Below are 14,129 nucleotides of genomic sequence, written 5' to 3'. Positions count from 1 at the left end.
TACAATTCTGTAAGGTAACTGTAAGGTAGTTCGATGGTAACAAATTGTTAATCCTCTATAATGAAGGTAACAACGATAAAACGAGGAGGAAGAAATAATGAAGGGATTAATCGTAACGGGTTTAACAGTTGCTTTTGGATTTGTAGCGTATGAGAAATTAACGTATGTAGTTGATGTTGTAAAACATTTAATCGCGTAGAGGAAACTACCATGAGAGGGAAAGGGAATGAGTGAATGAATGGAATGGTTATTTGGAATTATAGGTACTTGTAGTGTTGTGTTATTGTTCTTTGTCCCAAGTGGTATACTTAGTTCGACAACGAGTTTGTTCTTCTTAAGTTTGTTTGCTTGTACAATGCTCATCATTATGTTTTTAATGAAGCGAAGTAAACCAATCTTCTACTTTAGCATGATTGTTATGGCAATTATTGTTCTCCAAATTATTACCCTTGTTATATACCCCACTATTATAAAAGCTTTCCATTAATGATGAATCCTCTGCTTGAATTGCTGAGGGTTTTTATTTGCATATTTTTAATTTTGAGTAGGAATTCACTTGTATTGAAATGTAAAAATTAAATATTTCTATATTTCAAACAAAGGGTTTCGGGATGTTGTGTTCTCATTACTCATTTGATATATTTACTTTAAAGATAATTAAAATCTAGAAAAAGAGGCGGACGTATGGATAAAAAAGAAAATACGGTCGTATTGTTTCCGCAACTATCAGAGCGCTATATTGATGAAGGTTTTTTAGCGCTGAAAGAGCGGAAATTCGAAGATGCATTGCGCTGCTTTGAAATATTACGTCAGTATAATGCAGAAACGGAACAAACGGAACTAGCTTCGGTTATTTGCTTGTTAGAATTAAAACATATGGAAGAAGCGAAAGAGAAATGTGAACAGTTACTGGAAACAGGAGCGGTCTTATTTGGTGATATTCTTGAAACGTATGTGACAATTTTAGTTCAAACAAATGATTATGAAGGCGTTATTGAAACTGTTGAAAAAGTTTTGCAAACGAAAGATGTAATGCCTGAGCAAAAGGAAAAATTAGCACAGCTCGCTTTATTTGCAGAAGGTATGTTAAATGAAGTAGATACATCACGAGTTGATTCGAATTTTGAGTTAGATGAATTTACTAATGAAATATTTGGAGAAAACTTTGGGCAAAAGCTAAGAGCGATTCAGCAACTTTCGTTAAAAGACTTGGATCTTGCATTACCTATTTTAAAGAAATTTTTAATAGACGAAAAACAGCACCCTTATTTGAAAACTTCTATTTTATATAAAATGATAGAAAATCAAATAGAAGAAGAGATAGAGGTAGAAAAGTTTGGGAATACGATCAAGGTAATTCCGGCATTTACAGGTCATAATGAGGAGCAATCCGATAACATTATACATAGATTATCAAGTCGATTAGAGCAAAATTATCCTGATATATTTGATGCGATGGTTACATATTGGAAAGAATTACAAATTAGCATTTTCCCATTCGCTCTATTAATGGATAAAGTGGAGATTTGGGCTGCTGTTTTAGAGAGAATTGGTAGAAAGCGTTTCGGGTTGACTATTGATGAAGAAGAGCTTATGACAGCGTATAATATTGAATTAGAAGAGTTTCATATTGCCTATCAATGGTTATTACGTGTTGAAAGAGAAGGATATTTGCCCGTATAATTATGAAAAAGAATCGTTCGGTTCTTGAAACGAGCATATTCTATGTTATAATGTAAGGGTTGCAAAAGGCAGAAATCTGCCTGTTTGTAAGAGAAGAGAAGTGTAATTCTCTTACTTAATATGTTTCATATTATTCTCGAACAAAATATACCGTAGTTGTCTTTTAGGCAATTAGTAGATTGGAACATTATATCTGAAAGCTTTTGCTAGAGGATTATTTGTACTTTTGTTATTTCAAAAAAGAGATAATGAAGATCTTAATCTATAGAGGTATGTGCATACATTATTATAGTTGGAGGGAAAGAATAAATGGCTGCAAAATGGGAAAAATTAGAAGGTAACGTAGGCGTTTTAACAATCGAAGTTGATGCTAAAGAAGTAAACAACTCTATCGACGCTGCGTTCAAAAAAGTAGTAAAAACAATCAACGTACCAGGTTTCCGTAAAGGAAAAATGCCTCGTCCGTTATTCGAACAACGCTTTGGTGTTGAATCTTTATACCAAGATGCTTTAGATATCATCTTACCAAAAGCATACGGTGAAGCAATCGATGAAGCTGGTATCTTCCCAGTTGCTCATCCTGAAATCGACATTGAGAAGTTCGAAAAAAATGCTAACCTTATCTTCACTGCAAAAGTTACAGTGAAACCTGAAGTTAAATTAGGTGAGTACAAAGGTTTAGCAGTAGAAAAAGTTGAAACAACTGTAACTGACGAAGATGTAGAGAACGAATTAAAATCTTTACAAGAGCGTCAAGCTGAGCTAGTTGTTAAAGAAGAAGGAACTGTTGAAAACGGTGATACAGCTGTAATCGACTTCGAAGGTTTCGTTGATGGCGAAGCATTTGAAGGCGGAAAAGGCGAAAACTACTCTCTAGCAATCGGTTCTGGTACATTCATCCCAGGTTTCGAAGAGCAATTAATTGGTCTTAAATCTGGTGAGTCTAAAGACGTTGAAGTATCATTCCCAGAAGAGTACCATGCTGCTGAATTAGCTGGCAAACCAGCAACATTCAAAGTAACAGTTCACGAAATCAAAACAAAAGAACTTCCTGAGTTAAACGACGAGTTCGCTAAAGAAGCTGACGAAGCGGTTGCAACTCTTGATGAATTAAAAGCAAAACTTCGCACAAACTTAGAAGAAGGCAAAAAGCATGAAGCTGAGCACAAAGTACGTGACGAAGTAGTAGAATTAGCTGCTGCTAACGCTGAAATCGACATTCCAGAAGCTATGATCGACACTGAGTTAGATCGTATGGTTCGTGAATTCGAGCAACGTTTAAGCCAACAAGGTATGAACCTTGAGCTTTACTACCAATTCACAGGTACTGATGCTGACAAGTTAAAAGAGCAAATGAAAGAAGACGCTCAAAAACGCGTAAGAATCAACCTTGTTCTTGAAGCTATCATTGAAGCTGAAAACATCGAAGTTACTGAAGAAGAAGTAACTGCAGAAGTTGAAAAAATGGCTGAAATGTACGGTATGCCAGTAGACGCTATCAAGCAAGCTCTTGGAAGCGTAGACGCTTTAGCTGAAGATCTTAAAGTTCGTAAAGCTGTAGACTTCTTAGTAGAAAACGCTGCATAATAAAATAACAAGGCGCGATTTTAATCGTGCCTTGTTTTATAAATATAGAAATATATTTATAAAACTTTTCGATGAAGAAGGAAAACTTCCTTAATAAGTCGAATATACATATTTCAAAAGTTTTAAAAACTTTTTATTTGTACATAACTAGTCATATTATTTGTATTTCTCGCCACGTAGTGACATAATATGTATTTACATACGATACATTTATCGTGTACATACGAAGGCAAGAGGTTAGCACTTTGTAAGGGGTGTGAAAATATGTTTAAATTTAATGATGAAAAAGGGCAATTAAAATGTTCTTTCTGTGGTAAAACACAAACGCAAGTCCGAAAGTTAGTTGCAGGTCCAGGTGTTTACATTTGTGACGAGTGTATCGAACTTTGTACTGAAATTGTACAAGAGGAGCTTGCGAAAGATGAAGAAGTAGAATTCAAAGATGTACCGAAACCGGTAGAAATTCGTGAAATTTTAGATGAGTATGTCATCGGACAAGATAACGCGAAAAAAGCACTAGCGGTAGCGGTATATAACCATTACAAACGCATTAATTCTAACAGCAAAATTGATGATGTAGAATTAGCGAAGAGTAATATCGCACTTATCGGGCCAACAGGTAGTGGTAAAACATTACTGGCACAAACGTTAGCGCGTATTTTAAATGTTCCATTTGCAATCGCGGACGCAACATCTTTAACTGAAGCTGGGTACGTTGGGGAAGATGTAGAAAACATCTTACTTAAATTAATCCAAGCAGCTGATTATGATGTAGAGAAAGCGGAAAAAGGAATCATTTATATTGATGAGATTGATAAAGTGGCACGTAAGTCCGAAAATCCATCAATTACACGCGATGTATCTGGTGAAGGTGTGCAGCAGGCACTTCTGAAAATTTTAGAAGGTACTGTAGCAAGCGTTCCACCTCAAGGTGGCCGTAAGCATCCGCATCAAGAGTTTATTCAAATTGATACAACGAATATCTTATTCATCTGTGGTGGAGCGTTTGATGGCATCGAGCCAATTATTAAACGTCGTCTTGGTGAAAAAGTAATTGGATTTGGTTCTGAGAAGAAAAATGCTGATGTAAATGAGAAGCATGTTTTATCTCACGTATTACCAGAGGACCTTTTAAGATTTGGTTTAATTCCAGAGTTTATCGGTCGTCTTCCAGTTATTGCGAACCTAGAGCCGCTTGATGAAGATGCTCTTGTTGATATTTTAACGAAACCGAAAAATGCACTTGTTAAGCAATTCCAAAAACTATTGGAGCTTGACGATGTTGAGTTAGAGTTTGAAGAAGGCGCACTAATTGAGATTGCGAAAAAAGCAATTGAACGTAAAACAGGTGCTCGTGGACTTCGTTCTATTATTGAAGGCTTAATGCTTGAGGTAATGTTCGAGCTACCATCTCGCAAAGATATCGAGAAGTGTATTCTTACAAAAGAAACAGTAGCTGATAATGCAGCACCAAAATTGGTGTTACAAGACGGTACTGTACTTGATACAAAAACATCTGCATAATGCGAAGGAGAAACAGCAATTTTTATAATTGCTGTTTTTCTTTATGTTTAGCTATGTTCCTCCGCGGAAATACTAAGAGATAAAACATTGCGGGAGGAAATAAATGATGAGCTGGACAAATATATTTTTACTTGTTCAACTTGTTTTTGGTGTAATTGTCGGATTGTATTTTTGGCATTTACTTCGAAATCAGCGAACACAAAAAGTTTCAATTGATCGAGAATCGAAAAAAGAATTAGAACAGCTTCGTAAAATGCGCGAGATTTCTTTAACAGAGCCGCTTGCGGAAAAGGTGCGTCCTACATCCTTTTTAGATATTGTAGGGCAAGAGGACGGGATTAAGTCGTTAAAAGCGGCTCTTTGTGGTCCAAACCCGCAACATGTGATTATATATGGTCCGCCAGGTGTCGGAAAGACAGCGGCAGCGCGTCTCGTATTAGAAGAAGCAAAACGAAATCCAAAATCTCCATTTCGCACAAATGCAACATTTATTGAACTGGATGCGACGACAGCTCGGTTTGATGAACGTGGTATTGCAGACCCTTTAATTGGTTCGGTGCATGATCCAATTTATCAAGGTGCTGGTGCGATGGGGCAAGCAGGTATTCCGCAACCGAAAAAAGGTGCGGTAACAGATGCTCACGGTGGTATTTTGTTTATTGATGAGATAGGTGAACTACATCCGATTCAAATGAACAAAATGTTAAAGGTGCTAGAAGATCGAAAAGTGTTTTTGGAAAGTGCATACTATAGTGAAGAAAATACGATGATTCCAACGTATATACATGATATTTTTCAAAAAGGTTTACCAGCCGATTTTCGCTTAGTTGGGGCGACGACACGTTCGCCAGATGAGATACCTCCTGCTATTCGGTCGCGCTGTTTAGAAGTGTTCTTCCGTGAGTTAGATACAGAAGAAATTCAAAAAGTAGCGAAGAATGCGGCTGAAAAAGTGGAAATGCAAATCGGTGAAAATGGTATTGAAATGATTGGAATGTATGCGAGAAATGGGCGAGAAGCGATTAATCTTGTACAAATTTCTGCTGGAATGGCAATAAATGAAGAACGTCCTTTCATTAAAGATGAAGATATAGAGTGGGTTGTTCACTCTAGTCAGCTCACACCGAAGTATGAAAAACGCATTTACCCTATTCCGAGAATCGGTCTTGTAAATGGACTTGCTGTATACGGACCAAATACAGGTGCGTTATTAGAAATTGAAGTAACAGCAATCAAGGCGAAAGATAAAGGATCGGTAAATGTTACCGGAATTGTTGAAGAGGAAAGTATTGGTAGTCAAACGAAATCCATTCGTCGTAAAAGTATGGCGAAAGGTTCTGTAGATAATGTATTAACAGTGCTTCGATCTCTAGATGTATTGCCAGAAGGGTACGATATACATATTAATTTTCCAGGTGGTATCCCGATTGATGGGCCTTCGGCGGGAATTGCTATGGCAACAGGTGTGTATTCAGCAGTGCATCATACGTATGTGAATAATGAAGTAGCGATGACTGGTGAGATAAGTATACACGGGGAAGTGAAACCTATCGGTGGTGTGTACGCAAAAATAAAAGCTGCGAAAAAGGCAGGAGCTAAGAAAGTTATCATTCCTGCTGAAAACATGCAACCATTTTTGTATACAATAAAAGGAATTGAAATTATTCCTGTTCGGAAGTTGAAGGAAGTATTTGAGCTAACGTTTATACAGGAAAATATACATCGAGAGCTTGATGTACATACTACGATAGACGAAACAGATGCACAATCAATGTGAGAATGAACGATAATAGTATTTGCCAGACTTCGTTTAAGTTTGTATGCTTAAGCGGAGTCTTTTTTCTTTTATAAGGGAGAAAAAACGAGGGATTTACAGTTGCGGAGAATCTCTGCAATTGCATCTAGATGTATTGTAATATAAAATAGTTGAACAGGAGTTTAATTTATTATGGAGGTGCTATGTCTAGTATGAATACGAATGAAAGAATCGTGCCCCTCCTACCATTAAGAGGCGTTCTCGTATATCCAACGATGGTTCTGCATCTTGATGTAGGACGTGATAAATCGATACAAGCACTAGAGCAGGCGGCAATGGATGAAAATATCATCTTTTTAGCAATGCAAAAAGAAATGAATATCGATGATCCGAAAGAAGATGACATATATAGTGTAGGTACAGTGGCGAAAGTGAAGCAAATGTTAAAATTGCCGAACGGTACGCTTCGTGTCCTTGTAGAAGGTTTACATAGAGCAGAAGTAGTAGAGTTTATCGAAGAAGAAAATGTAGTGCAAGTTTCTATTAAAACGATAACGGAAGAAGTGGAAGCTGATTTAGAAGAGAAAGCTCTTATGCGCACATTACTGGAGCATTTCGAACAATATATTAAAGTTTCGAAAAAAGTTTCAAATGAAACATTTGCAACGGTAGCTGATGTAGAAGAGCCAGGAAGATTAGCGGATTTAATTGCTTCTCACTTGCCAATTAAAACGAAGCAGAAACAAGAGATTTTAGAAATCATATCTGTGAAAGAACGATTACATACACTTATTTCAATTATTCAAGATGAACAAGAATTACTTAGTTTAGAAAAGAAAATTGGACAAAAAGTGAAACGTTCAATGGAGCGCACGCAAAAAGAATATTTTTTACGTGAGCAAATGAAGGCGATTCAAACTGAACTTGGCGATAAAGAAGGTAAGGGCGGGGAAGTTGAAGAACTTCGTGAGAAAATTGAACAGTCAGGAATGCCTGAAGAAACAATGAAGGCTGCGCTGAAAGAATTAGATCGTTATGAAAAGTTACCAGCAAGTTCTGCGGAGAGCGGTGTTATTCGCAATTATATGGATTGGTTATTAGCACTTCCGTGGACAGAGGCAACAGAAGATATGATTGATCTTGCTCATTCTGAAGAGATTTTAAACAAAGATCATTACGGTCTTGAGAAAGTGAAAGAGCGCGTACTTGAATATTTAGCGGTACAGAAGTTAACGAATTCATTAAAAGGGCCTATCCTTTGTTTAGTAGGACCACCTGGGGTCGGAAAAACTTCGTTAGCGCGTTCTATTGCAACATCATTAAATCGTAATTTTGTCCGTGTATCCCTTGGTGGTGTGCGTGATGAATCTGAAATTCGTGGTCACCGCCGTACATATGTTGGAGCAATGCCAGGACGTATTATTCAAGGTATGAAAAAGGCGAAATCAGTTAATCCAGTCTTCTTATTAGATGAGATTGATAAAATGTCTAACGATTTCCGTGGAGATCCTTCAGCAGCATTACTTGAAGTGTTAGACCCAGAACAAAATCATAACTTCAGTGATCATTATATTGAAGAACCATATGATCTATCGAAAGTTATGTTTGTAGCAACTGCGAATACACTTTCAAGTATTCCAGGCCCATTACTTGACCGTATGGAAATTATTTCGATTGCTGGGTATACAGAACTTGAAAAAGTTCATATTGCTCGTGAACATTTATTGCCGAAACAATTAAAAGAGCATGGCTTACGAAAAGGTAATTTACAAGTACGTGATGAAGCGCTTCTTGAAATGATTCGCTATTATACACGTGAGGCTGGTGTTCGTACACTAGAGCGCCAAATTGCAAAAGTTTGTCGTAAAGCAGCGAAGATTATCGTTACAGCAGAACGCAAGCGTATTGTAGTAACAGAGAAAAATGTTGTTGATTTACTTGGTAAGCACATATTCCGTTATGGGCAAGCCGAAAAAACAGACCAAGTTGGTATGGCGACAGGTTTAGCATATACAGCAGCAGGTGGCGATACACTGGCGATTGAAGTGTCTGTAGCGCCAGGTAAAGGGAAATTAATTTTAACGGGGAAACTTGGGGATGTTATGAAAGAATCCGCACAAGCAGCGTTTAGCTATATTCGTTCTCGTGCAGAAGAGCTTCAGATTGATCCTAATTTCCATGAGAAAAATGATATTCATATTCATGTTCCAGAAGGAGCAGTTCCAAAAGATGGACCGTCAGCAGGTATTACGATGGCAACGGCACTTATTTCTGCGCTAACAGGTATTCCTGTAAGTAAAGAAGTAGGGATGACAGGTGAAATTACACTTCGTGGTCGTGTATTACCGATTGGTGGTTTAAAAGAAAAAACATTAAGTGCTCACCGCGCAGGTTTAACAAAGATTATTTTACCAGCGGAAAATGAGAAAGATTTAGATGATATTCCAGAGAGCGTAAAAGAAAACCTTACGTTTGTGCTTGCATCTCATTTAGATGAAGTATTGGAGCACGCATTAGTAGGAGTGAAACAATGAAAGTAACAAAAGCAGACATTGTAATTAGTGCTGTTAAACCAGAACAATATCCAGACGGTGACTTACCAGAAATTGCATTAGCAGGTCGTTCAAATGTCGGGAAGTCTTCCTTTATTAATAAAATTTTAAATCGTAAAAAGTTAGTACGTATTTCTTCTAAACCAGGAAAAACACAAACATTAAACTTCTTCTTAATTAATGAGATGATGCACTTTGTGGACGTTCCAGGTTACGGATATGCGAAAGTATCTAAAACAGAGCGCGCGGCTTGGGGTAAAATGATTGAAACGTATTTTACAACACGTGAGCAATTAGATGCAGCTGTATTAGTAGTTGATTTACGTCACAAACCAACAAATGATGATGTAATGATGTATGATTTCTTAAAGCATTATGACATTCCAACCATTATTATTGCAACGAAAGCCGATAAAATTCCGAAAGGGAAATGGCAAAAGCATTTAAAAGTTGTAAAAGAAACGCTTGATATTGAAAGTGGCGATGAAGTCGTTCTATTCTCTTCTGAAACAGGACTTGGGAAAGAAGAAGCATGGAAAGCAATCCATAAATTTACAAAAACAAAAAACGCGTGACGAATGTCGCGCGTTTTTTTCTTTATACACTTTTAGCGTACGTTTAATGTAACCTCAATATTTCCTCGTGTTGCTTTCGAATAAGGACATACGCCGTGAGCGGCTTCTACAAGTTCTTGTGCTTCGCTATGTGAAACGCCAGCGACATGTACATCAAGTACAGCAGATAGGCCGAAACCACCATCTGTATCTTTTCCGATAGAAACGTGAGCAGTTACTTCTGTACTTTCTACTTTCACACGTTTCGTACGAATGACAAGTTGTAATGCACTATCAAAACAAGCAGCGTAACCAGCAGCAAATAGTTGTTCTGGATTTGTTGCCTCTCCGCCTGCACCACCTAGTGCTTTCGGCATTTTCACATCAAGATTTAATATGCCATCATCTGATACTACTTTTCCATTTCTTCCACCTGTAGCAGTTACTGAAGCAGTATATAATTTATCCATGTTTATTCCCCTTTTCTATCATTAATTGTTTTCATTGTTTCAATTAGTTTATTTAATTGAATTAATAAAGAACGATATTCTTGTTCTGTAATTCCTAAATTTGTTGCCATCGTTGTCGGCAATGAACAAGCCTTATCTTGTAAATCTTTTCCTTGTTCTGTTAATTCAATACACACTTTTCGCTCATCTTCTTTGGAACGAACGCGTTTTACAAGGTTTAATGATTCCATTCGTTTTAACATAGGTGTTAACGTACCGGAATCTAAAAATAGACGTTCTCCAATTTCTTTTACTGTTAGTCCATCTTGCTCCCATAGTACGAGTAAAGTAATGTACTGTGGATACGTAATGCCCATTTCTTCTAAATACGGTCGGTAAAAGCGTGTAACCTCTCTAGAACAAGCATAAATAGAAAAACAAAGTTGATTATCTAGATGCAAAGAATCTTCTGTCATGAATGACTCCTTTCTAATTAAGTTGTGCACAATTTAATTTTGTAAAATCAATATAACGAAAAAGAAATACAATGTCAAATACATTGTATTGAGAAAGTTTGTGCTACAATTTGGAACAATCATACATATTTTCCTTCATGATGAAAGAAGATAGGAAAGATGATGTTATAATTCATATGGAATAGTTTCCATCACTTGATTATGAGGGCTTTTTTTGGTAACGTACAAATAGAGTTATTAATTTATAATCATTATAAAGTAGGAAGTTTTTATTAGTTTTACTGAATCTCCTTTATTACATACGGAGAATAAATAAAAAAATAATTAGTTGTTCACACGATTGTCAGATTCATAAGAGGAAAGTTGTATTATGATAGTAGATAAAGTGATAAAACGGGTGAAGGGGGACATGCTGCGTGCATATTCTTGTTGTTAGTGTAAATTATCGAACAGCCCCTGTAGAATTTCGTGAGAAACTCACATTTCAGGCAGCAGAGCTAGAGCAAGCAATGACTACATTACAAAATCAAAAGAGCGTGTTAGAGAATGTCATTGTATCAACTTGTAATCGTACTGAGATTTACGCTGTTGTCGATCAATTACACACGGGACGGTATTATATTAAGAAGTTTTTAGCTGATTGGTTTCAGCTTGAAATAGAAGAAGTCGCACCGTATTTAACTATTTTTGAACAAGACGGTGCAATAGATCATTTATTCCGCGTAACGTGCGGTTTAGATTCTATGGTAGTTGGAGAGACGCAAATTTTAGGTCAAATAAAAGATAGCTTTTTAGAAGCGCAGCAAGTAAAAGCGACAGGCACAATTTTTAATGAATTGTTTAAGCAAGTGGTTACGTTAGCGAAACGTGCTCACTCAGAAACGACAATTGGCGAAAGTGCGATGTCTGTTAGTTATGCTGCTGTTGAGCTTGGGAAGAAAATATTCGGCGAGTTAACAGATTGTCACGTACTTATTCTCGGTGCTGGTAAAATGGGTGAACTTGCACTACAAAACTTATATGGAAGCGGTGCTCGTAAAGTAACAGTCATGAATAGAACGCTTTCAAAAGCAGAAATAATGGCTGAGAAATATATGGGACACGCAAAACCTTTAAGTGAATTACAATGTGCATTATTAGAAGCTGATATTTTAATTAGTTCAACTGGTGCATCGGATTATGTCATTACGAAAGAGATGATGACAAAGGTAGAGAAAATGCGCTCTGGTCGTCCATTATTTATGGTTGATATTGCAGTGCCGCGTGATATTGATCCAGCAATTGATGAGCTAGAAGGTTCTTTCTTGTATGACATTGATGATTTGCAAGGAGTAGTGGAAGCGAACCGTGCTGAACGTTTAAAAGAAGCAGAGAAAATTCAATTTATGATTGAAGAGGAAATTGTTGTATTTAAAACGTGGTTAAGTACACTTGGTGTCGTTCCGTTAATATCAGCTCTTCGTGATAAGGCACTTGCTATTCAAAGTGAAACGATGGAAAGTTTGGAACGAAAAATACCAACTCTTAGTGATCGTGAGAGAAAAGTAATTAGTAAGCATACGAAAAGTATTATTAATCAATTATTAAAAGACCCAATTTTAGTAGCGAAAGAAATAGCTGCTGAAGAGGGAGCAGACGAAAAATTAGCGTTATTTGCAAAGATTTTCGATTTAGAAATGGAAGACGTAGAGAGTCGTGCGGAAGAAGTAGAACATAAAAGAGCGTGGACACCATCCGTTCCATCTTTATAATTTGGAAGGATGATCGGATGAGTTTTTTAAATAACAGTATTATTTATCATATTGCAATTATTTTATATGCTTGTAGCATTAGTTTATATTTTATAGATTATTTCCAAAGTAACCGAAAGGCGAACCGATTTGCTTTTTGGTTACTTTCGATTGTATGGGTTCTGCATTCTATTTTTATGTTGCTTAGAGCTACAGATTCAGAAACGAACCCCCTTTTAACCTTATTATCAGGCATTTATTTTTATGTTTGGCTATTGATTACGATGTCGTTAGTCATTAATCGATTTATGAGAATCGATTTTTTAGTCTTTTTTACAAATGTTGTTGCATTTGGCGTAAGCGCTTTTTCTATTTTTACGCCGCTTGGAAAGATGTCGCCGGTACTTGCAGAGCAATTAGTTTCGGAGCTTGTATATGTACATGTCGGTATGGCTATTATTTCTTATGCAACTTTTACTGTATCGTTCATTTTTTCTATTATGTATTTATTGCAATATCGCCTATTAAAAAAGAAAAAATGGAATGCGAGATTAAGAAGGTTAGGGAATTTACCGAAGCTAGAATCGATGTCTTACGGATTAAATTTATTTTCTGTTCCATTTTTCTTACTAGCTATTTTATTAGGATGCATATGGGGATATACAAAATTGGACAATTTCCATTGGTATGATACGAAAGTAATCGGGTCTTTTGTCGTTCTATTTGTATATTGTGCGGGTCTTTATTTACGAGCGGCAGATGTATTGCTAGGGAAGAAAATCGTGCAGTGGAACATCGGAGCATTTCTCGTAATGCTAATTAATATTTTTCTATTAAGCAGTTTATCCAACTTCCACTTTTGGTATTTATAATGAGGAGAGAAAATTATGCGCAAAATTATTGTAGGGTCACGAAAGAGTAAATTAGCATTAACGCAAACAAACTGGTTTATTGATCAGTTAAAAGCGCTAGGTTTACCATATGAATTTGAAGTGAAAGAAATCGTCACAAAAGGCGATGTAATTTTAGATGTTACTCTTTCAAAAGTAGGTGGCAAAGGCTTGTTTGTGAAAGAGATTGAACATGCGCTACTTACGAAAGAAATTGATATGGCTGTACATAGTATGAAAGATATGCCGGCCGTACTTCCAGAAGGATTAATGATTGGTTGTACACCAAAGCGTGTTGACCCTCGTGATGCTTTTATCTCAAAAAACGGAGCGTCGTTTAAAGAGTTAGCAGAAGGCGCTATTTTAGGTACGAGTAGTTTAAGACGTAGTGCACAGCTACTCGCTGCGAGACCAGACTTACAAGTGAAGTGGATTCGCGGAAATATCGATACACGTTTACGCAAATTAAAAGAAGAAGATTACGATGCAATTATTTTAGCGACAGCGGGATTACAAAGAATGGGCTGGGATAATGAAGTTATTACAGAACATTTAGATGAGACGTTATGTGTACCTGCTGTAGGACAAGGTGCATTAGCGATTGAGTGTCGTGAGGATGATAAAGATTTACTGCAGTTGTTAGCTCATATGAATGATGGAGTAACAGAAAAAACAGTGGCAGCAGAACGCGTATTTCTTCATAAACTTGAAGGGGGATGCCAAGTTCCGATCGCTGGATATGCAACTCTTACGGAAAACGATGCAATCGAATTAACAGCTCTTGTCGGGTCTATGGACGGTTCTGTTTTATTGAAAGAGAAAGTAGTAGGAACTGATCCAGAGAAAGTAGGATTAGAGGCTGCGGACCGTTTAATTAACCAAGGCGCAAAAGAACTCATTCTTGCTGCAAATAAGGAGCAACAATAAG

Annotated in this window: 12 protein-coding genes; 10 read left to right on the top strand and 2 right to left on the bottom strand. The window is 36.8% G+C overall.

All coding sequences use genetic code 11. From position 1 onward, the window contains the following. Positions 1 to 238: 238 nt before the first annotated feature. The 7 genes from BGI23_RS21625 to ysxC all read left to right on the top strand — a co-directional run bounded on the left by BGI23_RS21625 (position 239) and on the right by ysxC (position 9,677). Positions 239 to 487 carry a hypothetical protein gene (locus BGI23_RS21625; protein WP_001983650.1) on the top strand — a complete coding sequence of 83 codons (249 nt, stop codon included), beginning with the start codon at positions 239 to 241 and terminating at the stop codon, positions 485 to 487. A 197-nt stretch (positions 488 to 684) separates the two neighbouring features. Beyond that, on the top strand, positions 685 to 1,683 hold the full coding sequence (locus tag BGI23_RS21620; protein ID WP_000358269.1) for a hypothetical protein: 999 nt from the start codon (positions 685 to 687) through the stop codon (positions 1,681 to 1,683). A 309-nt stretch (positions 1,684 to 1,992) separates the two neighbouring features. Beyond that, the gene (gene tig, locus BGI23_RS21615; RefSeq protein ID WP_000729258.1) at positions 1,993 to 3,270 is read left to right on the top strand and encodes a trigger factor; all 1,278 of its coding nucleotides are present in this window, start codon (positions 1,993 to 1,995) and stop codon (positions 3,268 to 3,270) included. Positions 3,271 to 3,534: 264 nt separating this feature from the next. Then, positions 3,535 to 4,794, top strand: a complete 1,260-nt coding sequence (gene clpX / locus BGI23_RS21610; protein WP_000472282.1) for an ATP-dependent protease ATP-binding subunit ClpX — start codon at positions 3,535 to 3,537, stop codon at positions 4,792 to 4,794. Positions 4,795 to 4,900: 106 nt separating this feature from the next. Next, positions 4,901 to 6,571, top strand: coding sequence for an ATP-dependent protease LonB (gene lonB / locus BGI23_RS21605; RefSeq protein WP_014481760.1), 1,671 nt, complete (start codon positions 4,901 to 4,903; stop codon positions 6,569 to 6,571). Between the two features lie 182 nt (positions 6,572 to 6,753). Next, positions 6,754 to 9,084 (top strand): endopeptidase La, encoded by a 2,331-nt coding sequence (gene lon, locus BGI23_RS21600; protein WP_070806889.1) that lies wholly within the window; start codon positions 6,754 to 6,756, stop codon positions 9,082 to 9,084. Continuing rightward, positions 9,081 to 9,677 (top strand): ribosome biogenesis GTP-binding protein YsxC, encoded by a 597-nt coding sequence (ysxC, locus tag BGI23_RS21595; RefSeq protein ID WP_000869113.1) that lies wholly within the window; start codon positions 9,081 to 9,083, stop codon positions 9,675 to 9,677. Before lon ends, ysxC begins: the two co-directional genes overlap by 4 nt. A gap of 32 nt (positions 9,678 to 9,709) precedes the next feature. Here ysxC and BGI23_RS21590 read toward each other — a convergent pair whose 3' ends face one another. Further along, a complete protein-coding gene (locus BGI23_RS21590; protein ID WP_000359781.1) occupies positions 9,710 to 10,126 on the bottom strand; it encodes an organic hydroperoxide resistance protein in 417 nt (138 codons plus the stop codon). A gap of 2 nt (positions 10,127 to 10,128) precedes the next feature. Continuing rightward, positions 10,129 to 10,581 carry a MarR family winged helix-turn-helix transcriptional regulator gene (locus BGI23_RS21585; RefSeq protein WP_000133920.1) on the bottom strand — a complete coding sequence of 151 codons (453 nt, stop codon included), beginning with the start codon at positions 10,579 to 10,581 and terminating at the stop codon, positions 10,129 to 10,131. 416 nt (positions 10,582 to 10,997) lie between these two features. Between BGI23_RS21585 and hemA the strand changes: the two genes are divergently transcribed. Genes hemA through hemC form a run of 3 tightly spaced genes read left to right on the top strand, consistent with a single transcriptional unit; the run spans position 10,998 to position 14,128 of the window. Continuing rightward, positions 10,998 to 12,332: a glutamyl-tRNA reductase gene (gene hemA / locus BGI23_RS21580; protein ID WP_070806888.1), complete on the top strand. Its 1,335-nt coding sequence runs from the start codon at positions 10,998 to 11,000 to the stop codon at positions 12,330 to 12,332. 17 nt (positions 12,333 to 12,349) lie between these two features. After that, on the top strand, positions 12,350 to 13,183 hold the full coding sequence (locus BGI23_RS21575) for a cytochrome C assembly family protein (protein WP_000008995.1): 834 nt from the start codon (positions 12,350 to 12,352) through the stop codon (positions 13,181 to 13,183). 15 nt (positions 13,184 to 13,198) lie between these two features. Continuing rightward, positions 13,199 to 14,128 carry a hydroxymethylbilane synthase gene (hemC, locus tag BGI23_RS21570; protein ID WP_001226410.1) on the top strand — a complete coding sequence of 310 codons (930 nt, stop codon included), beginning with the start codon at positions 13,199 to 13,201 and terminating at the stop codon, positions 14,126 to 14,128. Position 14,129: the final 1 nt, after the last annotated feature.

Origin of the sequence: Bacillus sp. ABP14 (assembly GCF_001831375.1) — a bacterium.
In the GTDB taxonomy this organism is placed as follows: domain Bacteria; phylum Bacillota; class Bacilli; order Bacillales; family Bacillaceae_G; genus Bacillus_A; species Bacillus_A paranthracis.
Note: the sequence above shows the minus strand (reverse complement) of the source record. Positions and strands in the feature narration are given on the sequence as shown.

Bases quoted from the DNA above. Each gene is read 5' to 3' on its own strand.
- tig (WP_000729258.1), top strand. From the start codon at position 1,993: ATGGCTGCAAAATGGGAAAAATTAGAAGGTAACGTAGGCGTTTTAACA.
- lonB (WP_014481760.1), top strand. From the start codon at position 4,901: ATGAGCTGGACAAATATATTTTTACTTGTTCAACTTGTTTTTGGTGTA.
- BGI23_RS21590 (WP_000359781.1), bottom strand. From the start codon at position 10,126: ATGGATAAATTATATACTGCTTCAGTAACTGCTACAGGTGGAAGAAAT.
- BGI23_RS21625 (WP_001983650.1), top strand. From the start codon at position 239: ATGGAATGGTTATTTGGAATTATAGGTACTTGTAGTGTTGTGTTATTG.
- clpX (WP_000472282.1), top strand. From the start codon at position 3,535: ATGTTTAAATTTAATGATGAAAAAGGGCAATTAAAATGTTCTTTCTGT.
- BGI23_RS21620 (WP_000358269.1), top strand. From the start codon at position 685: ATGGATAAAAAAGAAAATACGGTCGTATTGTTTCCGCAACTATCAGAG.
- BGI23_RS21585 (WP_000133920.1), bottom strand. From the start codon at position 10,581: ATGACAGAAGATTCTTTGCATCTAGATAATCAACTTTGTTTTTCTATT.
- BGI23_RS21575 (WP_000008995.1), top strand. From the start codon at position 12,350: ATGAGTTTTTTAAATAACAGTATTATTTATCATATTGCAATTATTTTA.
- hemC (WP_001226410.1), top strand. From the start codon at position 13,199: ATGCGCAAAATTATTGTAGGGTCACGAAAGAGTAAATTAGCATTAACG.
- lon (WP_070806889.1), top strand. From the start codon at position 6,754: ATGTCTAGTATGAATACGAATGAAAGAATCGTGCCCCTCCTACCATTA.
- ysxC (WP_000869113.1), top strand. From the start codon at position 9,081: ATGAAAGTAACAAAAGCAGACATTGTAATTAGTGCTGTTAAACCAGAA.